Source organism: Comamonas odontotermitis (assembly GCF_040396735.1).
GTDB classification, from domain to species: domain Bacteria; phylum Pseudomonadota; class Gammaproteobacteria; order Burkholderiales; family Burkholderiaceae_C; genus Comamonas; species Comamonas odontotermitis_C.
The window spans coordinates 105,272-127,304 of the sequence record NZ_JBEBNZ010000002.1 but is presented as its reverse complement, the minus strand read 5'-3'; the positions used below and the strand labels follow the sequence as shown (position 1 = coordinate 127,304).

23 protein-coding genes and 1 tRNA gene are annotated in these 22,033 nt (G+C 60.6%); 22 read left to right on the top strand and 2 right to left on the bottom strand.

Going from position 1 to position 22,033, the window contains the following annotated elements; genetic code table 11:
- Positions 1–3 precede the first annotated feature (3 nt).
- Both ACH2DG_RS03025 and imuA read right to left on the bottom strand, forming a co-directional pair.
- The gene (locus ACH2DG_RS03025) at positions 4–1,416 is read right to left on the bottom strand and encodes a Y-family DNA polymerase (RefSeq protein WP_395024228.1); all 1,413 of its coding nucleotides are present in this window, start codon (positions 1,414–1,416) and stop codon (positions 4–6) included.
- Positions 1,346–2,155 carry a translesion DNA synthesis-associated protein ImuA gene (gene imuA / locus ACH2DG_RS03020; protein ID WP_395024227.1) on the bottom strand — a complete coding sequence of 270 codons (810 nt, stop codon included), beginning with the start codon at positions 2,153–2,155 and terminating at the stop codon, positions 1,346–1,348. The genes ACH2DG_RS03025 and imuA overlap by 71 nt, the downstream gene beginning before the upstream one ends.
- 169 nt (positions 2,156–2,324) lie before the next feature.
- Between imuA and ACH2DG_RS03015 the strand changes: the two genes are divergently transcribed.
- From ACH2DG_RS03015 to nuoL, 22 genes are all read left to right on the top strand, one after another.
- Positions 2,325–3,368 (top strand): MlaD family protein, encoded by a 1,044-nt coding sequence (locus tag ACH2DG_RS03015; RefSeq protein WP_395024226.1) that lies wholly within the window; start codon positions 2,325–2,327, stop codon positions 3,366–3,368.
- Positions 3,368–4,057, top strand: coding sequence for a hypothetical protein (locus tag ACH2DG_RS03010; protein ID WP_395024225.1), 690 nt, complete (start codon positions 3,368–3,370; stop codon positions 4,055–4,057). Before ACH2DG_RS03015 ends, ACH2DG_RS03010 begins: the two co-directional genes overlap by 1 nt.
- A gap of 45 nt (positions 4,058–4,102) precedes the next feature.
- Positions 4,103–4,813 (top strand): AzlC family ABC transporter permease, encoded by a 711-nt coding sequence (locus ACH2DG_RS03005; RefSeq protein ID WP_395024224.1) that lies wholly within the window; start codon positions 4,103–4,105, stop codon positions 4,811–4,813.
- Positions 4,810–5,145 (top strand): AzlD domain-containing protein, encoded by a 336-nt coding sequence (locus ACH2DG_RS03000; RefSeq protein ID WP_395024223.1) that lies wholly within the window; start codon positions 4,810–4,812, stop codon positions 5,143–5,145. The genes ACH2DG_RS03005 and ACH2DG_RS03000 overlap by 4 nt, the downstream gene beginning before the upstream one ends.
- A 173-nt stretch (positions 5,146–5,318) precedes the next feature.
- The gene (rpsO, locus tag ACH2DG_RS02995) at positions 5,319–5,585 is read left to right on the top strand and encodes a 30S ribosomal protein S15 (RefSeq protein WP_116925902.1); all 267 of its coding nucleotides are present in this window, start codon (positions 5,319–5,321) and stop codon (positions 5,583–5,585) included.
- A gap of 204 nt (positions 5,586–5,789) precedes the next feature.
- Positions 5,790–8,021: a polyribonucleotide nucleotidyltransferase gene (gene pnp / locus ACH2DG_RS02990; protein ID WP_395024222.1), complete on the top strand. Its 2,232-nt coding sequence runs from the start codon at positions 5,790–5,792 to the stop codon at positions 8,019–8,021.
- A gap of 98 nt (positions 8,022–8,119) precedes the next feature.
- Positions 8,120–9,115 (top strand): NAD(P)H-quinone oxidoreductase, encoded by a 996-nt coding sequence (locus ACH2DG_RS02985; RefSeq protein WP_395024406.1) that lies wholly within the window; start codon positions 8,120–8,122, stop codon positions 9,113–9,115.
- A complete protein-coding gene (gene tpiA / locus ACH2DG_RS02980; protein WP_395024221.1) occupies positions 9,112–9,852 on the top strand; it encodes a triose-phosphate isomerase in 741 nt (246 codons plus the stop codon). The genes ACH2DG_RS02985 and tpiA overlap by 4 nt, the downstream gene beginning before the upstream one ends.
- Positions 9,853–9,894: 42 nt before the next feature.
- A complete protein-coding gene (secG, locus tag ACH2DG_RS02975) occupies positions 9,895–10,356 on the top strand; it encodes a preprotein translocase subunit SecG (protein WP_395024220.1) in 462 nt (153 codons plus the stop codon).
- 116 nt (positions 10,357–10,472) lie between these two features.
- Positions 10,473–10,557: transfer RNA gene (locus ACH2DG_RS02970), tRNA-Leu, on the top strand.
- Positions 10,558–10,626: 69 nt separating this feature from the next.
- Complete coding sequence (locus ACH2DG_RS02965; RefSeq protein WP_184705847.1) at positions 10,627–10,986, top strand: NADH-quinone oxidoreductase subunit A; 360 nt, start codon at positions 10,627–10,629, stop codon at positions 10,984–10,986.
- Between the two features lie 22 nt (positions 10,987–11,008).
- Entirely contained in the window at positions 11,009–11,488 is a 480-nt protein-coding gene (locus tag ACH2DG_RS02960) for an NADH-quinone oxidoreductase subunit B family protein (RefSeq protein WP_021028558.1), read from the top strand.
- A gap of 8 nt (positions 11,489–11,496) precedes the next feature.
- Positions 11,497–12,105 (top strand): NADH-quinone oxidoreductase subunit C, encoded by a 609-nt coding sequence (locus ACH2DG_RS02955; protein ID WP_395024219.1) that lies wholly within the window; start codon positions 11,497–11,499, stop codon positions 12,103–12,105.
- A gap of 27 nt (positions 12,106–12,132) precedes the next feature.
- Positions 12,133–13,386 (top strand): NADH-quinone oxidoreductase subunit D, encoded by a 1,254-nt coding sequence (locus ACH2DG_RS02950; protein WP_395024218.1) that lies wholly within the window; start codon positions 12,133–12,135, stop codon positions 13,384–13,386.
- Positions 13,383–13,874, top strand: coding sequence for an NADH-quinone oxidoreductase subunit NuoE (gene nuoE / locus ACH2DG_RS02945; protein ID WP_224151806.1), 492 nt, complete (start codon positions 13,383–13,385; stop codon positions 13,872–13,874). Before ACH2DG_RS02950 ends, nuoE begins: the two co-directional genes overlap by 4 nt.
- The gene (gene nuoF / locus ACH2DG_RS02940; RefSeq protein ID WP_224151807.1) at positions 13,871–15,226 is read left to right on the top strand and encodes an NADH-quinone oxidoreductase subunit NuoF; all 1,356 of its coding nucleotides are present in this window, start codon (positions 13,871–13,873) and stop codon (positions 15,224–15,226) included. Before nuoE ends, nuoF begins: the two co-directional genes overlap by 4 nt.
- 14 nt (positions 15,227–15,240) lie before the next feature.
- A complete protein-coding gene (gene nuoG / locus ACH2DG_RS02935) occupies positions 15,241–17,355 on the top strand; it encodes an NADH-quinone oxidoreductase subunit NuoG (RefSeq protein ID WP_395024217.1) in 2,115 nt (704 codons plus the stop codon).
- Positions 17,352–18,428 (top strand): NADH-quinone oxidoreductase subunit NuoH, encoded by a 1,077-nt coding sequence (gene nuoH, locus ACH2DG_RS02930; protein WP_395024216.1) that lies wholly within the window; start codon positions 17,352–17,354, stop codon positions 18,426–18,428. The genes nuoG and nuoH overlap by 4 nt, the downstream gene beginning before the upstream one ends.
- Positions 18,429–18,443: 15 nt before the next feature.
- Positions 18,444–18,956, top strand: a complete 513-nt coding sequence (nuoI, locus tag ACH2DG_RS02925; protein WP_184705833.1) for an NADH-quinone oxidoreductase subunit NuoI — start codon at positions 18,444–18,446, stop codon at positions 18,954–18,956.
- Between the two features lie 35 nt (positions 18,957–18,991).
- Positions 18,992–19,660, top strand: coding sequence for an NADH-quinone oxidoreductase subunit J (locus tag ACH2DG_RS02920; protein WP_184705831.1), 669 nt, complete (start codon positions 18,992–18,994; stop codon positions 19,658–19,660).
- A complete protein-coding gene (nuoK, locus tag ACH2DG_RS02915) occupies positions 19,657–19,965 on the top strand; it encodes an NADH-quinone oxidoreductase subunit NuoK (RefSeq protein ID WP_184705829.1) in 309 nt (102 codons plus the stop codon). Before ACH2DG_RS02920 ends, nuoK begins: the two co-directional genes overlap by 4 nt.
- A gap of 28 nt (positions 19,966–19,993) precedes the next feature.
- Positions 19,994–22,033, top strand: a complete 2,040-nt coding sequence (gene nuoL, locus ACH2DG_RS02910) for an NADH-quinone oxidoreductase subunit L (RefSeq protein ID WP_395024215.1) — start codon at positions 19,994–19,996, stop codon at positions 22,031–22,033.

Here is a 22,033-nt window from a genome sequence, read left to right as displayed (position 1 = left end):
GACTCATGCAAAGCGGCCATGCAGAAACCAGGCGCTGTCCTGCGCCGACAGGCGGGTGTGAAAGACCCACAGCAGGCCTGCATGCGCGCTGTGTGCCACCCAGTAATCGCGTACGGCGGTGTGCGCGATCTGGGCCATGGGCGGTGGCGTGCTGGCGCCGGGCTTCGTATCAGCCTCGCCATCGCCGGGCGGCACAAAGCCAGGGCTGCGGTGCCACCACCCGCCTTCAATGCGCTGAGGCCCTGCCAGCAACTGCAGCGGGCCTTGGTAGAGGGGCTGGCTGTTGCCGTCCTGCAGCAGCTGCAGGGGCTCGGCCAGCAGAAAGCTGGGTTGGGGCAGGGGCGGCACGGCGGGTGGTGCGGGGGAGGTGTAGCCAAGCTGGCAGGCAGGTTGCCACTGCACCTGCCATTCAGGGCGGTGGTCGGCCTGCAGTTGGGGGCGCTGCACCTGGTGGCTGCCCAGGCGGGCGGTGATGCGTTCGAGCACTTGCACCAGGCTTTCGCCTTGTGCGGTGGTGTCGGGCAGCAGGCTGGCGCTGGCTTCGTGCAGTGCTTCGGGGGCATCGGCGTGCAGGCTCAGCTCGCCTACGGGCGCGAGCAGTTGCACATGGGCCAGATGCGCTTGCAGCAAGCGGGCCAGGTGCCCGACGTCGCGTGTGGTGGTGGCCGTGTGCAGCACCAGCTCACCTCCATCGCCCACATGTTTTGAGCGCATTGCGTCATGGCACCAGCGCAAGGTGCAACTGCGTATGCCTGCCCGCTGCGCGGCAAGCCAGCCGCACAGTTGCAGCAGCAGGTGGCGCGCGCCGTGCATCAGACCGTCGGCCTGGTCGATGCGCATGGGCAGCTCCAGCCGGGCATCAAAGCGTGCAGGCAAGTCTATCCAGGAGTAGTGGTCGGGGCGCAGGCCGCAGGCCTGGTCAAGTGCGGCCAGCAGATCTGCCCCCAAGCGCCTTGCCACGCCGCCGCGCGGCAGGGCCTGCACCGCTCCCAGGCTGGTGCAGCCCAGTTGCGAGAGCAGTTGGGCGTGGTGTGCGGTCGCATCCAGGGCGGCCAACGGCAACGGTGCCAGCACTTGCGCGAGTGGCGCGCCAAAGCCGTGGCGCAGACCGCAGCGTGCCAGGGCAATGGCGGCCAGGCTGGTGGGGGCCCAACTGATGGCGCGCACGCCCTGCTGCCGTGCTTCGCGCAACAGGCGCCGGGCCAGTTGCTGGCGGCCGCCGAACAGGCGCTGGCTGGCAGACAGCTCGAGCACCAGTGCATTGCCAAACGGCGCAGGGGAGGGCACGCAGGCCACGCGCGGGGTGAACTGCAGGGCCCACAACGCCAGCCCATGCATATGGGCATCAATGCTGGGCGGTGGCGCGGTCTGCGTGTTCTGCAGATGGGGCAGCAGTGCGGCCCAAAGTGGTGTCATGGCGTACAGGAGAGGAGGAGGGCGCTGAAAGAGGGGCGGAGGACGGTGTAGCGATTGCATTGCCCAGCATGCGAGGCGTCAGGAACGCTTGCAGGCTGCGCGGTGCGGCAGGCAGATCGAGCGTGCCGGTATGTGCCGGCCCGCGCCGCTTGACGATCTGCAGTTGCAGCGACCACGGCCTGCTGGCATGCACCAGCAGGCGCAGCGGCGCGGCCGATGCCTGGTGCTGGCCACTGCTGGGCCGAAAGAGGAAGACCAGTCCTTCAAATTGCTGCGCGCTGATCTGCAGGCGGCGAATCTGCTCGGGGCTGGCCTGCGGCAGCCAGGCAAGGAGCACGCCTGCCGCATTGGCGCGGATGAGCTGCTCCAGCGTCCAGAGCCGGTCCTGCGGCGTGGATGTGTTGATCCACACGAACTGCTCGGGCGCCACGCCCTGCTGTGCCAGGCCGCTGGCATGAGGCGGTAGCGGCGGGCCGATGGCAACGATGGCTTTTTTCTGCAGGCTGTGTTGCTGCAGCGCGGCGGCTGTCAGCCGCCATTCCAGCTGGCCTGCCTGGGGTTGCAGCACTTCTGTCAGGCACTGGCTGGGCCAGCCTTTGCCGGGCAGTTCGCAATCCAGCGCTTCCCATCCCGTAGGTGTACAGGCCAGTTGTGTTCGCACCAGGCAGTCGCCACGCCAGATGCTGGCGGCAACCGATGGCGGCAAGACAGGAGCCGGATTGGAAGGGATGGAATGCATGATAAATACTGTTTATATATACAGTATAAAGTGATGCGAGGTGCTTGTCTGCAACGGTCGGGGCAAGAGGGTTTCCTCTTATCAAATGCATAGCGCACAATGCTTTGCCAGATGGCGCTGGCAGGATTTTTATTACCATGGCTTGCAGCACGGGTAAGATCAGGCCCACATGCATATACCAGAACCCCACGACTCCGCCGACCGGCCCGTGCAGTCGCATGCAACGGCTTCGGCGCGGCATACGGCAGTGGCCGATGGCGTAGCCATTGATGGCCTGGCGCCCGTTCCGCATCTGGAGCGCAAGGCCGCTGCGCTGCTGCTGTTCACCATGCTGCTCATCCTGGGATCGGCGTTGTACCTGCTGTATGCGCGCGGTGTTTTCGAGCCCAAGCAGGAGCTGATCCTGACGGCGGAAGACTCGGAGGGTGTGACCATTGGCATGGACATGACTTTTTCCGGCTTTCCCATCGGCAAGGTGGACAAGATCGAGCTGGCCAAGGATGGCACGGTGCGCATCCATGTGGCTGTGCCGGAAAAGGATGCGCACTGGCTGCGCATCAGCAGCGTGTTCACCCTGGTCAAGGGCCTGGTGGGAGGGACCACGATCAAGGCGTATTCAGGCATTCTGGATGACCCACCACTGGAAGATGGCGCGGTGCGCGCCGTGTTGCTGGGCGATGCCACGGCTGAGTTGCCGCAACTGATGAGCAATGCTCGCCAGTTGCTGGAAAACCTGAACATGATGACCTCGGCTGGCTCGGCGCTGGACAGCACCTTGGTGCAGCTGCGCACGCTCAGCACCAAACTGAATGGCCCCGGCGGCGCGTTGGGCGTGGCGCTGGGTGGAGATGAAGAGGCCAGGAAGATCTCCGTCACCCTCGACCGAGCCAACCAGTTGCTCGCCCGCCTGGATGGCCTGGTCAAGAATACGGACAAGCAGGTGTTTGGCGCGCAGGGCGTCATGCCCGAGGTACGCGCGACCGTGCAGCAGCTCAATGGCGTGCTGGCGGATGTGCGCGGCAGTCTCAAGAAGGTGGATGCCGTGCTGGTAGAGGCGCAGGCCGTAGGCGCCAATGCGAAGGACGCGACTTCCAACCTGGGTGACTTGCGGGCCGATGTCGAGGCCAGCCTGCGCAAAGTGGAGGGCATGCTGGCCGAGCTGAACCGCAAATGGCCGTTTGCCAAGAAAGAGGCGGAGGTCAAGCTGCCATGATGTCGACGCGCTTTTTCTCGTCTTCTGCTGTACATCGGGTTGCTATTGTTCTGGTAGCTTCTGGCGCTTTACTGGCTTGCGCTGGCGGCCAAAAAATACCAGATTGGGCCGTCAATGAACAAGGGGCGGCCGAGCGGGCGACCGATGCCTACCTGTCTGGCAACAGCCGCGTTGCCGATGCGGAGTGGCGCCGTGCGCGCGAGGAGGTTCGCCGCACTGCGCGGCCCGACCTGCTGGCCCGGCTGGAGCTGGCACGCTGCGCCGCACAGGTGGCTGCGCTGGATACGTCGCCATGCAGTGGTTATGAGGCTGTGGCCCATGATGCGGCAGCGCCAGAGCAGGCCTACGCCCGCTACCTGCGCGGCGCCCAGCAGATGGCAGACATCGCACTGCTGCCCAAAGCCCAGCAGGCAGTGGCAGCGCAGCAGCCTGCCAGTGCAATTGGGGCGCTGGCAGCCATTGACGACCCGCTCTCGCGCCTGGTGGCGGCAGGCGCCTTGGCGGTGCGCGGCCCACTGCCCATGGCGGTGGTGCAGCAGGCGGTCGATACTGCTTCTGCCCAGGGCTGGCGCCGTGCGCTGCTCGCCTGGCTCCTCAACCAGCAGCGTCTGGCGCAAGAGCAGGGCGATACCGCGTTGGCGGCGCAGGTGCAGCGGCGGCTGGATGTGCTGCAGGCGACGCAGAAGTAGCACGGCGCCTGCACAACCCGTACGCCTTCCCTACAATCGCTGCCCATGCAACTTTCAACGCTGTGGCGGCAATCGTCCGCTTTTCGCATGGGGGTGTCGATCAGTATCGCCACCGGGCTGTATGGCATCTCCTTCGGTGCCTTGGGTGTGGCCGCAGGCCTTTCGGTATGGCAGACCTGCGCGCTGAGCCTTTTGATGTTCACGGGCGGCTCCCAGTTTGCATTCGTCGGTGTGGTGGCGGGTGGTGGCGCCGGAGTGGCTGCGCTGGGCGCTGCCAGCCTGCTGGGTGTGCGCAATGCGGTGTACGGCATGCAGATGGCAGCGCTGCTGGGCCCCAAGGGGCTCGCTCGGCTGCTCTCGGCACAGTTGACAATCGATGAATCCGCCGCCACTGCCCTGGGGCAGGCAGATAAGACCGAGCAGCGGCGCGGCTTCTGGACGGCGGGCGTGGGCGTCTATGTCCTGTGGAATCTGTTTACGGCAGCAGGCGCATTGCTGGGCAATGCACTGGGCGCCCCCAGCCGCTGGGGGCTGGATGGGGCGGCAGTGGCTGCTTTTCTGGGGTTGCTGTGGCCGCGCCTCAAAGGGCGGGAGCCGATTGCGCTGGCCGTGGCGGCTGCGGCAGTTGCCATGCTGGCGGTGCCCATGGTGCCGCCGGGCATTCCGATTCTGATTGCTGCCGTGCTTGGCGGTGTGTGGGGTTACTGTACCCGCAGCAGTGGGCAGGCACCCCGCGCCGCAGGAGGCGCCGCATGAACACGGAGACCGTTGTCCAGATGGGCGGCCACTGGTGGCTCTGGGTGTTGCTGGCCAGCGCCATTGCCTATGCCACCAAGCTGCTGGGTTACGGCGTGCCCGCACGCTGGCTGCACCATCCGCGCATGGCACGGGTGGCGGGCTCGCTCACCATCGCCTTGCTGGCTGCGCTGACAGCAATGAACACCTTTGCCGGCGGCCAGCAACTGGTTCTGGATGCGCGGCTGGCGGCCCTGGTGGTTGCGGCCATTGCGCTGGCGCTGAGGGCTCCGTTCCTGCTGGTGGTGGTGCTGGGGGCCGGGGCGTCAGCGGCCGTGCGCTGGTGGATGTAAGAACGTGTTTGAGATCTCCTCGCGCCGCAAAGCAGTTCCTGGCACAGCGGTTCAGCACTTTGGTATAATCGACCGGTTTTGCATGGTGCAAGACGCACGTCGCAAGCTTTTCCGGCTGCGACGCAAGTAACCAAAAATGCCAGCGCGAGCTGCATTTTTCAGAAGGAAAACACATGATCGCCGCATCTATCAAGGCCGAAGTTGTAAAGGCCAACGCACGTTCCGCTACCGATACGGGCAGCCCAGAAGTCCAAGTGGCTCTGCTGACCGCCCGCATCAACGAACTGACCCCTCACTTCAAGACGCACGCCAAGGACCACCACGGTCGTCGCGGCCTGCTGCGCATGGTGAGCCGTCGTCGCAAGCTGTTGGACTACCTCAAGTCCAAGGACGCTGACCGTTACACTGCGCTGATCGCCAAGCTGGGCCTGCGTAAGTAAGCCTGGGGTGAGATGAAAACGCCTGAGTTAGTCCGCTAGCTCAGGCGTTTTTTACTTCGGAGGGTGTAAAGCAGAGCGAAGCTGTGTCATTCCAATGCTGCAATATTTGTAGCTATAAGTGCAGCACTGGAATGGCATCGTGTTCTGTTTGTACCCTTAAATCAAGCCGGGCCTGCGTGCCCAGCTATCCAACAAGGAGTCAATATGACCATGTTCAATAAAGTGACCAAGACTTTCCAGTGGGGCCAGCACACGGTCACCATGGAAACCGGTGAAATCGCACGCCAGGCCTCTGGTGCCGTGCTGGTCAACATCGATGACACCGTGGTTCTGGCCACCGTCGTCGGTTCCAAGATTGCCAAGGCCGGCCAGGATTTCTTCCCGCTGACCGTGGACTACATCGAGAAGACCTACGCTGCAGGCAAGATCCCTGGCAGCTTCTTCAAGCGCGAAGCCAAGCCCAGCGAGCTGGAAACCCTGACCAGCCGCCTGATCGACCGTCCGATCCGCCCACTGTTCCCCGAAGGCTTCTACAACGACGTGCACGTGGTCATCCACACCATCTCGTTGAACCCTGAAGTGGATGCCGATATCGCCGCAATGATCGCCGTGTCTGCTGCACTGTCCGTCTCGGGCATTCCTTTCAACGGCCCCATTGGTGCTGCCCGTGTGGGTTACATCAATGGCGAATACGTGCTCAACCCCGGCCAGACCCAACGCAAGGATTCGCAGATGGATCTGGTGGTGGCTGGTACCGAAGCCGCAGTGCTGATGGTCGAGTCCGAAGCACAGCAACTGCCCGAAGAAGTGATGCTGGGCGCCGTGGTGTTCGGTCACGACCAAGGCAAGATCGCCATCAACGCCATCCACGAACTGGTGCGCGATGCCGGCAAACCCGCTTGGGACTGGGTTGCACCCGCCAAGGATGAGGCACTGATTGCCAAGGTGACCGAGCTGGGCGAAGCCAAGCTGCGCGCCGCTTACCAGGAGCGCAACAAGCAAGTGCGCACGCTCGCCTGCCGCACCGCCTATGCCGATGTGAAGGCCGCGCTGACGGAGCAAGGCGTGGCGTTTGACGGCGTCAAGGTCGAAGGCATGCTGTTTGACATCGAAGCACGTATCGTGCGTTCGCAGATTCTGGCTGGCGAGCCCCGTATCGACGGCCGCGACACCCGCACCGTGCGTCCCATCGAGATCCGTAACTCCGTGCTGCCACGCACCCACGGTTCGGCACTGTTCACCCGTGGTGAAACCCAGGCGCTGGTGATCTCCACCCTGGGTACCGAGCGTGATGCACAGCGCATCGACGCCCTGGCTGGTGAGTTCGAAGACCGCTTCCTGTTCCACTACAACATGCCTCCGTTTGCCACTGGCGAAGTGGGTCGCATGGGCTCGACCAAGCGCCGCGAAATCGGTCACGGTCGTCTGGCCAAGCGCGCCCTGGCGGCCTGCCTGCCCTCGAAGGAAGAGTTCCCCTACACCATCCGTGTAGTGTCGGAAATCACTGAGTCCAATGGTTCTTCGTCGATGGCATCGGTTTGCGGCGGCTGCCTGTCCATGATGGACGCCGGCGTGCCCATGAAGGCGCACGTGGCAGGTATCGCCATGGGTCTGATCAAGGAAGACAACAAGTTTGCTGTGCTGACCGACATTCTGGGTGACGAAGATCACCTGGGCGATATGGACTTCAAGGTGGCGGGTACGACCAACGGTATCACCGCCCTGCAGATGGATATCAAGATCCAGGGTATCACCAAGGAAATCATGCAGGTTGCCCTGGCACAGGCCAAGGAAGCACGCATGCACATCCTGGGCAAGATGCAGGAAGCCATGGGCGAGGCCAAGGCCGAGATCTCGTCGTTTGCTCCCAAGCTGTACACGATGAAGATCAACCCTGAAAAGATCCGTGACGTGATCGGCAAGGGCGGCGCCACCATCCGTGCACTGACTGAAGAAACCGGCACCCAGATCAATATCGAGGAAGATGGCACCATCACCATCGCCGCCACCGATGGCGCCAAGGCAGACGAAGCCAAGCGCCGCATCGAGGAGATCACTGCCGAAGTCGAGATCGGCAAGGTCTACGAAGGCCCGGTCGTGAAGATTCTGGACTTTGGCGCCCTGGTCAACCTGCTGCCGGGCAAGGATGGTCTGCTGCACATCAGCCAGATCGCCCACGAACGCGTGGAAAAGGTTACCGATTACCTGCAGGAAGGCCAAGTGGTCAAGGTCAAGGTTCTGGAAACCGACGACAAGGGCCGCGTCAAGCTGTCGATGAAGGCGCTGACCGAGCGTCCAGCGGGCATGCCGGAGCGCGAGCCTCGCGAGCCTCGCGAGCCGCGTGAATTCCGCGAGCGTGCACCACGCCAGCACCGCGAGCCGCGTGAGCCGCGCGTGGGTGCTGAGGGCGATCAGCAGCAACAACAGCAGCAGTAATGCCTGCTGGGCGCACCCGAGGTCCTGGGGCCTGGGTGCGTTTTTGTTGATCGAACAATGTGAATGATGTGATGTACCAAGGAAGCGCCATGGACAAAATGCGTGCTGTCGAGATGAATGGCTTTGGCGAGCCAGGCGTCTTGAAGCTGGGCGAGCGCCCCATGCCGCAAGCGGGGCAGGGCGAGCTGTGCATTCATGTGGCTGCCAGCGGTGTCAATCGCCCGGATGTGCTTCAGCGCAAGGGCCACTACGCACCGCCTCCGGGCACGTCCGATCTGCCGGGGCTGGAGGTTGCCGGTGTCATCGTTGCCGGTGATGCTGCTGCCATGGCTGCGCAGGGGTTGAAGCTGGGCGACCGTGTCTGCGCGCTGGTTGCCGGTGGTGGTTATGCAGAGTACTGCGTGGCGCCTGTTGCGCAGTGCCTGCCGGTGCCTGCGGGTCTGTCGGACCTGGAGGCTGCAGCCCTGCCTGAGACCTTTTTCACGGTCTGGAGCAATGTGTTTGACCGCGGTGCGCTGCAGGCGGGTGAGACCTTGTTGATCCAGGGGGGCAGCAGCGGCATTGGTGTGACGGCAATCCAGCTGGCCAAGGCTTTTGGTGCGCAAGTGATTGTGACGGCGGGCTCGGACGAAAAGTGCCAGGCCTGCCGCGACCTCGGGGCTGACCTTGCCATCAACTACCGGACGCAGGATTTTGTCGCAGAAGTCCAGCGCATCACCGCAGGCAAAGGCGTGGATGTGATCCTGGACATGGTTGCTGGCGATTATGTGGCTCGTGAGGTTGAGGCGCTGGCGGAAGACGGCCGACTGGTCATCATTGCCGTGCAAGGTGGCGTCAAGGCGGAGTTCAATGCCGGCCTGGTGTTGCGCCGCCGCCTGCAGATCACCGGTTCCACCCTGCGTCCCCGTCCTGTGGCTTTCAAGGCTGCGATCACAAAGGCCTTGTTAGCCAAAGTGTGGCCTTTGCTGGCTGCAGGCAAGGTGCGTCCCATCATTCATAGCCGGTTCCCTGCGGCGCGTGCGGCCGAAGCCCATGCGCTGATGGAATCCAACCAACATATCGGCAAGATCATGCTGAGCTGGAGCGAGCAATGAAAAAACTGATTGCAGGCAATTGGAAGATGAATGGCAGCCTGGCTGCCAACCAATCCTTGCTGCAAGAAATTCTGCAAGGACTGGGGCAGGCTGCGTGCGATGTGGCGGTGGCTGTGCCTGCCGTCTATGTCCCCCAGGTGCAAGGCTTGCTGCAGGGCTCTACGGTGCACCTGGGTGCCCAGGACGTATCTGCGCACGACAGTGGTGCCTACACTGGTGAAGTGTCTGCTGCCATGTTGCGCGAGTTTGGCGTGCGCTATGCCCTGGTGGGGCACAGCGAGCGGCGCCAGTACCATGGCGAGACCGATGCCGTGGTGGCTGCCAAGGCGCAGAAGGCGCTGAATGCAGGCATTACACCGATTGTGTGTGTGGGGGAGACCCTGGCGCAGCGCGATGCAGGTGAGACGGAGGCTGTGGTCAAGCGCCAACTGGCGGCGGTGATCCATGCCATTGGCGCCTGCACGACGGAAATCGTGGTTGCTTATGAGCCTGTCTGGGCCATTGGCACCGGCAAGACGGCCACGCCCGAGCAGGCGCAGGCTGTCCATGCTGTATTGCGCGCGCAGTTGGCTGCGGCCAGCACGCAAGCGGCCAAGGTGCCGCTGCTGTATGGTGGCAGCATGAATGCGGGCAACGCCGAGCAACTGCTGGCGCAGCCGGACATCAATGGTGGCTTGATTGGTGGTGCGGCGCTGAAGGCGCCAGATTTTCTGAAGATTATTGCCGCTGCCGCTTGATACATGGGCGCAGGCAGCTATCGATTTTGATAAAGAGGGTAGATGATGGTAACGATTTTGTTGGCAATTCAGATGTTGGCTGCACTGGGCATGATTGGCCTGGTGCTGGTTCAGCATGGCAAGGGTGCAGATGCGGGCGCGGCTTTTGGTAGCGGCGGCGGTGCGGGCAGCCTGTTCGGTGCTTCCGGCAGCGCCAATTTCCTCTCGCGCAGTACGGCAGTACTGGCTGCGGTGTTCTTTGCAGCCACGCTGGCACTGGCCTATTTTGGCAATGCCCGTCCCACATCCGCTGGTAGCGTGCTGGAAGGTCCTGCTGCAACCATTCCGCAGTCCAATGCACCGGCTGTTGATGCCGCAGTGCCTCCTGCAAGCTCTTCGGTGCCTGCACCGGCAACGCCTGCTGCCCCAGCCGCTGGCGGTGATGCTGCTGTGCCCGCGCCTGCAGCAGCAGATGTTCCTGCCGCTGCAACGCCTGCCGAGCCAGCGCAACCCGCAGTGAAATAAGTCAACTATTTTGGAAAGAATCCCCGATATCAGGGTTTTTACAGAGTAGAATCTTGGTCTGTCTGGGAAGTAAATTGTTGCAAAAGCAATTGCACCTGCCAGACCAGTCAAAAACAGCCGTCGTGGTGAAATTGGTAGACACGCTATCTTGAGGGGGTAGTGGCGAAAGCTGTGCGAGTTCGAGTCTCGCCGACGGCACCAACACAAAAAAAGGCCTGCCTGGGTCGCATCTTGTGCTTACCCAGGTTGGCTCCTGCGGTGAGTACTCAGATGAATCTCGATCAATACCTCCCAGTCCTCCTGTTCATTCTGGTGGGCATTCTTGTCGGTGTAGGTCCTCTGGTGGCGGGATACATCCTTGGTCCCAATCGCCCGAATGCGGCGAAAAATTCCCCTTACGAATGCGGCTTTGAGGCGTTTGAAGACGCACGCATGAAATTTGACGTGCGTTACTATCTCGTCGCCATTCTGTTCATTCTCTTCGACTTGGAAATTGCTTTCCTCTTCCCCTGGGCAGTATCGCTGCATGAAGTGGGAATGCCTGGTTTTATCGCGGTTCTCGTGTTCTTGGCCATTCTGGTGGTGGGTTTCGCCTATGAATGGAAAAAGGGCGCGCTGACCTGGGAATAACCGGAAATCACAAAGGTGCACGATGATTGAAGGTGTGTTGGAAAAGGGCTTTGTCACCACGAGCTACGACTCGGTGGTGAACTGGGCCAAGACGGGGTCCATCTGGCCCATGACGTTTGGTTTGGCATGCTGCGCTGTCGAAATGATGCACGCAGCTGCAGCGCGTTATGACATCGGCCGCTTTGGTGCCGAAGTGTTCCGCGCGAGCCCACGTCAGGCGGACTTGATGATTGTGGCTGGCACGCTGTGCAACAAGATGGCTCCGGCCATGCGCAAGGTGTACGACCAGATGGCGGAGCCGCGCTGGGTGATCTCGATGGGCTCTTGCGCCAATGGTGGTGGCTACTACCACTACAGCTATTCGGTGGTGCGGGGCTGTGACCGTATTGTTCCGGTGGATGTGTACGTTCCAGGCTGCCCTCCCACTGCCGAGGCGCTGATCTACGGCATCATCCAGCTGCAGCAGAAGATTCGCCGCACCCATACCATTGCGCGCGCCTAGGAGTCGGAATGAGTGTTGAACTGATACAGCCGACTGTGCTGCAACAAAACATCGCCCGTGTGCTGGGCGACAAGGCGCGTTCCGTAACCTTGGCGCTGGATGAAGTGACTGTGGAAGTCGCTGCCCAGGACTATCTGGCTGCAATGCAACTGCTGCGTGATGCGCCTGAATGCAAGTTTGAAGTGCTGATGGACCTGTGTGGCCTGGATTACTCCGCATACAAGGATGTCGGTACCGATGGCCCGCGCTATGCGGTGGTGTGCCACCTGCTGTCGGTGAGCCTGAACCAGCGTGTGCGCGTGCGCGTGTTCTGCCAGGACGATGATTTTCCAGTCGTCGACACACTGAGCGAGCTGTGGGGTTCTGCCAACTGGTTTGAGCGCGAAGCCTTCGACCTGTTCGGCATCGTGTTTGAAGGCCACTCCGACCTGCGACGCATTCTGACGGACTATGGTTTCATTGGCCATCCCTTCCGCAAGGATTTCCCGCTGTCCGGCCATGTCGAAATGCGTTACGACGCGGAGCAGGGCCGGGTGATCTACGAGCCTGTCTCGATCGAGCCGCGCGAGATCACGCCCCGCATTATTCGTGAAGAGCATTACGGAGGCCTGCACTGAGGCCTTCGGTCCTCACGATGAAAAAACATGGCTGAAATCAAAAACTACACACTCAACTTCGGTCCTCAGCACCCTGCAGCACACGGGGTGCTGCGTCTTGTGCTGGAGCTCGATGGTGAAGTGGTGCAACGCGCTGACCCGCACATCGGTCTGCTGCACCGCGCCACCGAAAAGCTGGCCGAGAGCAAGACATTCATCCAGTCGCTGCCTTACATGGACCGCCTGGACTATTGCTCGATGATGAGCAACGAGCACGCCTACTGCCTGGCCATCGAAAAGCTGATGGGCCTGGAAGTGCCTATCCGTGCGCAGTACATCCGTGTGATGTTCTCCGAAATCACCCGCATCATGAATCACCTGATGTGGCTGGGCTCTTCGGGCAATGACGGCGGCAGCTCCACCATCCTGATCTACACCTTCCGTGAACGCGAAGACCTGATGGACATGTATGAGGCTGTCTCTGGCGCCCGCATGCATGCTGCTTACTTCCGCCCCGGTGGTGTGTATCGCGATCTGCCTGACAGCATGCCGCAGTACAAGGCCAGCAAGGTGCGCAATGCCAAGTCGCTGGAGCTGATGAACAGCAACCGCAAGGGCTCGCTGCTGGACTTCATCGATGATTTCACGGCGCGCTTCCCCAAGTGCTGCGATGAATACGAAACCCTGCTGACCGACAACCGCATCTGGAAGCAGCGCAATGTTGGTATCGGCGTGGTTGACGCCGAGCGCGCGCTGAACCTGGGCCTGACCGGCCCGATGCTGCGCGGCTCCGGTGTGGCGTGGGACATGCGCAAGAAGCAGCCCTACGAGGTCTACGACCGCATGGAGTTCGATGTGCCAGTGGGCACGACGGGCGACTGCTATGACCGTTACCTGGTTCGCGTGGCGGAAATGCGCCAGTCCAACCGCATTGTCAAGCAGTGTGTGGATTGGCTGCGCGCCAATCCCGGTCCGGTGATCACCGACAACCACAAGGTTGCTCCTCCGGATCGCGAAGCGATGAAGAGCAACATGGAAGAGCTGATTCACCACTTCAAGCTGTTCACCGAAGGCTTCAAGGTGCCCGAGGGCGAGGCCTACGCGGCTGTGGAGCACCCCAAGGGTGAATTCGGCATCTATTTGGTGAGCGATGGTGCCAACAAGCCCTATCGCATGAAGATTCGTCCACCGGGATTCGTGCATCTGGCCGCTCTTGATGAGCTGAGCCGCGGCCACATGCTGGCTGACGCCGTGATGGTGCTGAGCACCCTGGACATCGTGTTTGGAGATGTTGACCGATGATTACCGAAGCAACAAAAGCACGTTTTGCACGCGAAGTTGCCAAGTATCCGGCAGAGCAGAAGCAGTCGGCCGTGATGGCCTGTCTGTCGATCGTGCAGCAGGAAGAGGGCTGGGTCAGCCAGGAGAGCGAGGCAGTCATTGCCGAATTCCTGGAGATGCCGGAAATTGCCGTGCATGAAGTGACCACCTTCTACAACATGTACAACCAGCATCCGGTTGGCAAATACAAGCTGAGCGTATGCACCAACCTGCCATGCCAGCTGCGCCGTGGCCGTGAGGCGCTCAAGCACCTCGAAGACAAGCTGGGCATCAAGATGGGTGATACCACCGCCGATGGCGTGTTCACCGTCGAACAGTCCGAGTGCCTGGGTGCCTGTGCGGACGCGCCGGTGCTGTTGGTCAATGACCGCCATATGTGCAGCTTCATGGATGACGAGAAACTGGACCAGCTGGTGGATGGATTGCGCGCAGCGGAGGACACCAAGTGACTACATCCGCTCAAATTCTCAAGCAGTTCCAGGCAACTGGCGTCGAAACCTGCTTCCATGACCGCCATATCGATCCGCAGATCTATGCGGGTCTGAACGGCACCAACTGGTCAATCAAGGACTACGAGGCGCGTGGTGGCTATGAGGCCCTGCGCAAACTGTTGGGCAAGGACGGTGGCGAGGGCCTGACCCAAGACCAGGTGATCGCGACCATGAAGGAGTCGGGACTGCGTGGCCGTGGTGGCGCAGGTTTCCCTACCGGTCTGAAGTGGAGCTTCATGCCCCGCAACTTCCCCGGCCAAAAGCATCTGGTATGCAATTCGGACGAGGGCGAGCCGGGCACCTGCAAGGACCGCGACATCCTGATGTACAACCCGCACATCGTGATCGAAGGCATGATCATTGCCGCGTACGCGATGGGTATTTCGCTGGGCTACAACTACATCCACGGCGAAATCTTCCAGGTCTACGATCGCTTCGAAGCTGCTCTGGAAGAAGCCCGTGCGGCCGGCTACCTGGGTGACAACATCATGGGCAGCAGTTTCAGCTTCCAGCTGCACGCACACCATGGTTTTGGCGCCTACATCTGCGGCGAGGAAACGGCTCTGCTCGAGTCGCTTGAAGGCAAGAAGGGGCAACCTCGCTTCAAGCCGCCTTTTCCTGCGAGCTTTGGCCTCTACGGCAAGCCCACCACCATCAACAACACCGAGACCTTTGCTGCGGTGCCATGGATTATCCGAAACGGTGGTCAGGCCTATCTGGAGTGCGGCAAGCCGAACAACGGCGGCACCAAGATCTTCTCGGTCAGCGGTGATGTGAACAAGCCAGGCAACTACGAGGTTCCGCTGGGAACGCCATTCTCCAAGCTGTTGGAGCTGGCCGGTGGTGTGCGTACGGGCCGCCAGCTGAAGGCAGTGATTCCTGGTGGATCTTCCGCGCCAGTGCTGCCGGCGAACATCATGATGGAATGCACGATGGACTACGACTCCATCTCCAAGGCCGGATCCATGCTGGGCTCGGGTGCCGTCATCGTGATGGACGACTCGCGCGACATGGTCGAGAGCCTGCTGCGTCTGTCGTACTTCTACCAGCACGAATCCTGCGGCCAATGCACGCCTTGCCGCGAAGGCACGGGCTGGCTGTGGCGCATGGTGGATCGTATCCAGCATGGCCATGGCCGCAAGGAAGATTTGGACATGCTGGACTCTGTGGCCGGCAACATCATGGGGCGCACGATCTGTGCATTGGGCGACGCGGCTGCCATGCCGGTGCGCGCAATGATCAAGCATTTCCGCCATGAATTCGAAGCAAAGATCAACGCTGCTGAAAAGCAGACCGCTGCTTCTTCCTGATCGCGAGTGAGCATATGGTTGAAATTGAAATAGACGGTCAGAAGGTCGAGGTCGCGGAAGGCAGCATGGTCATGCACGCGGCTGACGCTGCGGGCAAGTACATCCCTCACTTCTGCTACCACAAGAAACTGTCGATCGCGGCAAACTGCCGCATGTGCCTGGTGGACGTGGAAAAGGCTCCCAAAGCCATGCCTGCGTGTGCCACGCCAGTGACGCAAGGCATGATTGTGCGCACCACCTCGGACAAGGCGGTGAAGGCCCAGCAATCGGTGATGGAGTTCCTGCTCATCAACCACCCGCTGGATTGCCCGATCTGCGACCAGGGTGGCGAGTGCCAGCTGCAGGATCTGGCCGTAGGTTACGGCGGCAGCAGCTCGCGCTACCAGGAAGAAAAGCGCGTGGTGTTCCACAAGAACGTGGGCCCGCTCATTTCCATGGAAGAGATGAGCCGCTGCATCCACTGCACCCGCTGCGTGCGCTTTGGACAGGAAGTGTCCGGCGTGATGGAGCTGGGCATGGTCAACCGCGGTGAGCACTCCGAGATCACCACGGTGGTGGGCGACACGGTCGACTCCGAGCTTTCGGGCAACATGATCGACATCTGCCCCGTTGGCGCACTGACGAGCAAGCCTTTCCGCTACAGCGCCCGTACCTGGGAACTGTCCCGCCGCAAGTCTGTCTCGCCCCATGACTCCACGGGTGCGAACCTGATCGTTCAGGTCAAGAACAACAAGGTGATGCGTGTCGTGCCTTTCGAGAACGATGCCGTCAACGAATGCTGGATCGCTGACCGTGACCGCTTCTCCTACGAAGCACTCAACGGCGAAGAGCGCCTGACCAAGCCCATGATCAAGCAAGGTGGTCAATGGTCGGAAGTCAGCTGGCAGGTCGCCCTGGAATATGTGGCCAATGGCATCAAGGGTGTGCAGCGCGATCATGGTGCCGAGGCACTGGGTGCGCTGGTCAGCCCGCACAGCACGCTGGAAGAATTGTTCCTGGCAGGCGAGCTGGTGCGCAGCCTCGGTAGCCGCAATATCGACTACCGCCTGCGCAATGCCGAATTTGCCAAGGACGACGGCGTTCGCTGGCTGGGCCGTTCCATTGCTTCGCTGTCGGATCTGAACACCGCCTTGGTGGTGGGCTCGAACGTGCGCAAGGAACATCCGCTGTTCGCACAGCGTATTCGCCAGGCTGCCCGCAAGGGAGCGGTGGTCGCCACGATCAATGCCAAGGCCTTCGATCTGGCCATGCCTGTGGCTCACCAGTTGCTGGCTCCTGCTGCGCAGTGGGCTTACGCGCTGTCTTCGGTCGCAGCCGCCATCGCCCAGTCAAAGGGCGTTGAGGCGCCGAACAATGCAGGTACGGTCACGCCTGAAGCCATCGAGATCGCTCGTGCACTGCAAAGCGGTGAGCAGAAGGCCATCCTGTTGGGCAATGCAGTAGCGCACCATGCGCAAGCCAGCACCCTGCTGGCGATCGCCAACTGGATTGGTACCCAGACGGGTGCAACCGTCGGCTTCCTCACGGAAGCGGCCAATACGGTGGGTGCGCAATGGGTGGGCGCCGTGCCGCAAGGGCAGGGTCTCCATGCAGGCCAGATGCTGGCTGGCGGCATCAAGGCAGCCATTTTGCTGAACACGGAACCCGCGTTCGATTCAGCCGCTGGCAGCAATGGTCTGCAGGGCTGCGAGATGGTGGTGAGCCTGAGCCCGTTCAAGGCCAACATGGACATCGCCGATGTGCTGCTGCCGATTGCGCCATTCACCGAGACATCGGGCTCGTTCGTGAACGCCGAAGGCCGCGTGCAGGGTTTCCATGCCGTCGTCAAGCCGCTGGGTGATGCACGACCAGCCTGGAAGGTGCTGCGCGTCATGGGCAATCTGCTCGGTGCAGCAGGCATGGACTTCGAGTCGTCCCAGGATGTGCTGGCCGTGGCCACGCGCTCGCAGGACCAGGTTCCTGCTGAGCTGCTGTCCAACAGCACCAAGACGAATATGGCGGTGTCGGCCCCTGCAACCCAGGAGCCGGTTGTCGCAAGCATTTACCAGTTGGATGGAATCGTGCGTCGTGCGCCTGCGCTGCAAATGACTGCGGATGCCCGCCAATCCTCGGAGGTGGTGGCACCATGATTGACGCGATTTACAACGGCGGTCTGACACTGATCGCAGCGAACTGGTGGTCAACGCTGGTCTGGCCGGTGATCTGGAACCTGATCAAGATTCTGTGCATCGTGCTGCCCCTGATGGGCGCGGTGGCCTATCTGACGCTGTGGGAGCGCAAGCTGCTGGGCTTCATGCAGGTGCGCTACGGTCCCAACCGTGTGGGCCCTTTCGGTTTGCTGCAGCCTCTGGCCGATGGCTTGAAGCTGGCGACCAAGGAAATCATCACGCCGACGGCTGCAAGTTCCGGCTTGTACCGTCTGGGCCCCATCATGGCCATCATGCCTGCGTTGGCAGCCTGGGTGGTGATTCCTTTTGGACCTGATGTGGCATTGGCCAACGTCAATGTCGGCCTGCTGCTGGTGATGGCAATCACCTCGATCGAGGTCTATGGCGTGATCATCGCTGGCTGGGCATCGAACTCCAAGTATGCCTTCCTGGGCGCGCTGCGTGCATCGGCCCAGATGGTGTCCTATGAAATCGCCATGGGCTTCTGCTTCCTGGTGGTCATCATGGTCACGGGCAGCATGAACCTGACCGAAATCGTGCTTGCGCAGGGCAAGGGCATGATGGCTTCGGCTGGCGCAAGCATCCTGTCATGGAACTGGCTGCCTCTGCTGCCGATGTTCATCGTCTACCTGATCTCGGGCGTGGCCGAAACCAACCGTCACCCGTTCGACGTGGTGGAAGGCGAAGCCGAAATCGTGGCCGGCCACATGGTTGAATACTCGGGCATGGGCTTTGCCGTGTTCTTCCTGGCCGAATACGCCAGCATGTGGCTGGTGTCCATCCTGGCCGTGATCATGTTCCTGGGCGGCTGGCTGCCACCTTTCGAATTCCTGTCGTTCATCCCCGGTTGGATCTGGCTGGCTGCCAAGACTTTCCTGGTGGTGTCGATGTTCATCTGGATCCGTGCGACTTTCCCGCGTTTCCGCTATGACCAGATCATGCGTCTGGGCTGGAAGATCTTCATCCCCGTGACCCTGGTGTACCTGGTCTTTGTCGGCGGCTGGCTGCTGTCGCCCTGGAACATCTGGAAGTAAGCGGAGGCACACAACATGACTACTGCAGTTTCTCCCCGCACTTTCTCGGTGAAGGACTTTTTCAAGAGCTTCATGCTCTGGGAATTGATGAAGGGCATGGCCCTGACCGGTCGCTACGCCTTCGCGCGCAAGATCACCGTTCAGTTCCCCGAGGAAAAGACGCCGCTTTCTCCACGTTTTCGTGGCCTGCATGCGCTTCGCCGCTATGAAAACGGTGAAGAGCGTTGCATTGCCTGCAAGCTGTGCGAAGCCGTCTGCCCTGCCATGGCGATCACCATCGAGTCGGATGTGCGTGATGACGGCTCGCGCCGCACCACCCGTTATGACATCGACCTGACCAAGTGCATTTTCTGTGGCTTCTGTGAAGAAAGCTGCCCCGTTGACTCGATCGTGGAGACCCAGATTCTGGAATACCACGGTGAAAAGCGCGGCGACTTGTACTTCACCAAGGAAATGCTGCTGGCCGTGGGCGACCGTTACGAACCTGAAATTGCTGCAGCCAAGGCTGCGGACGCAAAGTACCGTTAAGGCGGCGCTTGGAGACTGATTGAAAAGAGCCCCACATGGACGTCACAACTGGTTTTTTCTATCTGTTCTCGGTGGTGCTGCTATACGCGGCATTCCGGGTCGTTACTGCCCCAAATCCGGTGCACGCTGTGCTGCACCTGATGTTGGCGTTTTCACAGGCTGCCGGTATCTGGCTGCTGCTCAAGGCTGAGTTCCTGGCCATCGTTCTGGTGATGGTGTACCTGGGCGCCGTGATGGTGCTGTTCCTCTTCGTGGTGATGATGCTGGATATCCGCATCGACCAGCTGCGCAAGAGCTTCTGGAAGAACTTTCCACTCGCCGCTGTGATTTTTGCGATTGTTGCCTTCGAAATGGGCGTCGTGCTCATCGGCGGCTTCAGCATGGTGGATGAGCCCAAGGTGATTCCAACGGTGGTGGATGCTGCCGGCAAGGTCATTCCCTACAGCAACGTCAAGGCGCTGGGCACGCTGCTGTACACCGAGTACCTGTTCCCCGTGCAGATCGCCGCTGTGATCCTGCTGGTTGCCATGATTGCTGCGATTGCGCTGACACTGCGCCATCGCAAGGATTCCAAGGCGATCGATGCTTCGCTGCAGGTGCGCGTGCGTGCCGAAGACCGTCTGAAGCTGGTGAAGGTGGAAACGGTGAAGCCTGCTGCCCCTGTGGTGCAAGAAGCTGCCGCAACCGAGGAGAAGAAGGCATGACACTGACACTTGGTCACTTTTTGACTCTCGGGGCAATGCTGTTTGCCCTGTCTGTGGTCGGAATCTTTCTGAACCGCAAGAACCTGATTGTGCTGCTGATGGCCATCGAGCTGATGCTGCTCGCGGTGAACATGAACTTCGTTGCCTTCTCCCATTACCTGGGTGACATGCACGGACAGATCTTCGTGTTCTTTATTTTGACGGTTGCCGCTGCGGAGTCGGCTATTGGCTTGGCTATCTTGGTGCTGCTGTTCCGTAACAAATCCACCATTGATGCGGAAGATCTCAATGCCCTGAAGGGTTGAGGCACCAATACTTGCAAGGTTAAGAAGAATGAGTCAAACCCTTTCTGCTTCAACACTGTTGGCGGTGCCATTGGCTCCGCTCGCAGGATCTTTGCTGGCAGGCATATTCGGTACCGCATTTGGTGGCAACCGTATTGGCCGTGTCGGTAGCCGCTCGCTCACCATCCTGGGTGTGCTGATTGCTTTCGTCATCTCTGCGATGACGTTCCAGAGCGTTGTGTTCGAAGGTGCCACCTTCAACCAGACGCTCTACACCTGGATGACGGTGGGTTCGCTGAAGATGGAAATCGGCTTCATGATCGATTCCATCACGGCAATGATGATGTGCGTGGTGACCTTCGTGTCGCTGATGGTGCACATCTACACCATCGGCTACATGGCGGAAGACGACGGCTATGACCGTTTCTTCTCGTACATCTCGCTGTTCACCTTCTCGATGCTGATGCTGGTGATGAGCAATAACCTGCTGCAGCTGTTCTTCGGCTGGGAAGCGGTGGGTCTGGTGTCGTACCTGTTGATCGGTTTCTACTTCAAGAAGGAAACCGCCATCTTCGCCAACATGAAGGCTTTCGTGGTCAACCGCGTTGGTGACTTCGGCTTCATTCTGGGCATTGGTCTGATCGCTGCCTACACCGGCACGCTCAATTACACCGAAATCTTCGCCAAGACCAATGAGCTGGGTGCCATCACTCTGCCGGGTACCACCTGGTCGCTGATGACCGTGATCTGCATCTGCCTGTTCATTGGCGCCATGGGCAAATCGGCACAGTTTCCGCTGCACGCCTGGCTGCCTGATTCGATGGAAGGTCCAACCCCCATCTCGGCACTGATCCACGCGGCTACCATGGTGACCGCCGGTATCTTCATGGTTTCGCGCATGTCGCCGCTGTATGAGCTGTCGGACGCTGCGCTCAACTTCATCCTGGTGATTGGTTCGATCACTGCGCTGTTCATGGGTATTCTGGGCATCATCCAGAACGACATCAAGCGCGTGATTGCATATTCCACACTGTCGCAACTGGGCTACATGACCATTGCACTGGGTGTGTCGGCCTATTCGGTGTCGGTGTTCCACCTGATGACCCACGCATTCTTCAAGGCGCTGCTGTTCCTCGGAGCTGGTTCCGTGATCATGGGCATGCACCACAACCAGGACATCCGCTGGATGGGTGGCGTGCGCAAGTACATGCCCATCACCTGGATCACCTTCCTGCTGGGCAATCTGGCGCTGATCGGTACGCCATTCTTCTCGGGCTTCTACTCGAAGGATGCGATCATCGAGGCGGTGCATGCTTCGAACCTGCCTGCTGCCGGCTTTGCCAACTTTGCCGTGCTGGCCGGTGTGTTCATCACCGCGTTCTACTCGTTCCGCCTGTATTTCATCGTGTTCCACGGCAAGGAGCGCTACGACCAGAACCCCGATGCGCACCATGATGACCACCATGGTCATGACGACCATCACGGCCATGGCCACGATGCCAAGCCGCATGAGTCGCCATGGGTTGTGACCTTGCCTCTGGTACTGCTGGCCATTCCTTCGGTGGTGATTGGCGCCATCGCGCTGATGCCCATGCTGTTTGGCGATTTCTTCAAGGGCGTGATCTATGTCGATGGCTCCAAGCATGGTGCCATGGCGGAACTGGCAGAGAAGATTCACGGCTGGGTGCCGATGGCATTGCATGGCTTCACCGCTGCGCCTTTCTGGTTGGCCCTGGCAGGTGTCGTGGTGTCCTTCATCTTCTACATGGTCAAGCCCGAGATTCCTGCAGCCATCAAGCGCGCTTCGCAGAAGATCGGCCTGTACCAGGTGCTGGAAGGCAAGTACGGCGTGGATTGGGTCTATGAGAACGTCTTTGCCCGTGGCGCACGCGTATTCGGCAATGTGTTCTGGAAGGTTGGCGACCAGGGTCTCATCGACGGTCTGATCGTCAATGGCTCCTGGAAGGTGGTTGGCCGTATCGCTGCACTGGTGCGCTGGCTGCAGACGGGTTATGTGTATCACTACGCACTGGTCATGATTCTGGGCATCTTCCTGGCCATGACGTACTTTGTGCTGCTCAACAAGTAA

Excerpts from the sequence above, each read along its gene's own strand:
- ACH2DG_RS03005 (WP_395024224.1), top strand. The coding sequence starts at position 4,103 with ATGCAACTTTCAACGCTGTGGCGGCAATCGTCCGCTTTTCGCATGGGG.
- ACH2DG_RS02955 (WP_395024219.1), top strand. The coding sequence starts at position 11,497 with ATGAGTGTTGAACTGATACAGCCGACTGTGCTGCAACAAAACATCGCC.
- imuA (WP_395024227.1), bottom strand. The coding sequence starts at position 2,155 with ATGCATTCCATCCCTTCCAATCCGGCTCCTGTCTTGCCGCCATCGGTT.
- ACH2DG_RS02965 (WP_184705847.1), top strand. The coding sequence starts at position 10,627 with ATGAATCTCGATCAATACCTCCCAGTCCTCCTGTTCATTCTGGTGGGC.
- nuoK (WP_184705829.1), top strand. The coding sequence starts at position 19,657 with ATGACACTGACACTTGGTCACTTTTTGACTCTCGGGGCAATGCTGTTT.
- ACH2DG_RS02920 (WP_184705831.1), top strand. The coding sequence starts at position 18,992 with ATGGACGTCACAACTGGTTTTTTCTATCTGTTCTCGGTGGTGCTGCTA.
- ACH2DG_RS03000 (WP_395024223.1), top strand. The coding sequence starts at position 4,810 with ATGAACACGGAGACCGTTGTCCAGATGGGCGGCCACTGGTGGCTCTGG.
- nuoI (WP_184705833.1), top strand. The coding sequence starts at position 18,444 with ATGACTACTGCAGTTTCTCCCCGCACTTTCTCGGTGAAGGACTTTTTC.
- ACH2DG_RS03010 (WP_395024225.1), top strand. The coding sequence starts at position 3,368 with ATGTCGACGCGCTTTTTCTCGTCTTCTGCTGTACATCGGGTTGCTATT.
- ACH2DG_RS03015 (WP_395024226.1), top strand. The coding sequence starts at position 2,325 with ATGCATATACCAGAACCCCACGACTCCGCCGACCGGCCCGTGCAGTCG.
- rpsO (WP_116925902.1), top strand. The coding sequence starts at position 5,319 with ATGATCGCCGCATCTATCAAGGCCGAAGTTGTAAAGGCCAACGCACGT.
- nuoL (WP_395024215.1), top strand. The coding sequence starts at position 19,994 with ATGAGTCAAACCCTTTCTGCTTCAACACTGTTGGCGGTGCCATTGGCT.
- nuoH (WP_395024216.1), top strand. The coding sequence starts at position 17,352 with ATGATTGACGCGATTTACAACGGCGGTCTGACACTGATCGCAGCGAAC.
- ACH2DG_RS02960 (WP_021028558.1), top strand. The coding sequence starts at position 11,009 with ATGATTGAAGGTGTGTTGGAAAAGGGCTTTGTCACCACGAGCTACGAC.
- pnp (WP_395024222.1), top strand. The coding sequence starts at position 5,790 with ATGACCATGTTCAATAAAGTGACCAAGACTTTCCAGTGGGGCCAGCAC.
- tpiA (WP_395024221.1), top strand. The coding sequence starts at position 9,112 with ATGAAAAAACTGATTGCAGGCAATTGGAAGATGAATGGCAGCCTGGCT.
- ACH2DG_RS02950 (WP_395024218.1), top strand. The coding sequence starts at position 12,133 with ATGGCTGAAATCAAAAACTACACACTCAACTTCGGTCCTCAGCACCCT.
- ACH2DG_RS02985 (WP_395024406.1), top strand. The coding sequence starts at position 8,120 with ATGCGTGCTGTCGAGATGAATGGCTTTGGCGAGCCAGGCGTCTTGAAG.
- nuoG (WP_395024217.1), top strand. The coding sequence starts at position 15,241 with ATGGTTGAAATTGAAATAGACGGTCAGAAGGTCGAGGTCGCGGAAGGC.
- ACH2DG_RS03025 (WP_395024228.1), bottom strand. The coding sequence starts at position 1,416 with ATGACACCACTTTGGGCCGCACTGCTGCCCCATCTGCAGAACACGCAG.
- secG (WP_395024220.1), top strand. The coding sequence starts at position 9,895 with ATGATGGTAACGATTTTGTTGGCAATTCAGATGTTGGCTGCACTGGGC.
- nuoE (WP_224151806.1), top strand. The coding sequence starts at position 13,383 with ATGATTACCGAAGCAACAAAAGCACGTTTTGCACGCGAAGTTGCCAAG.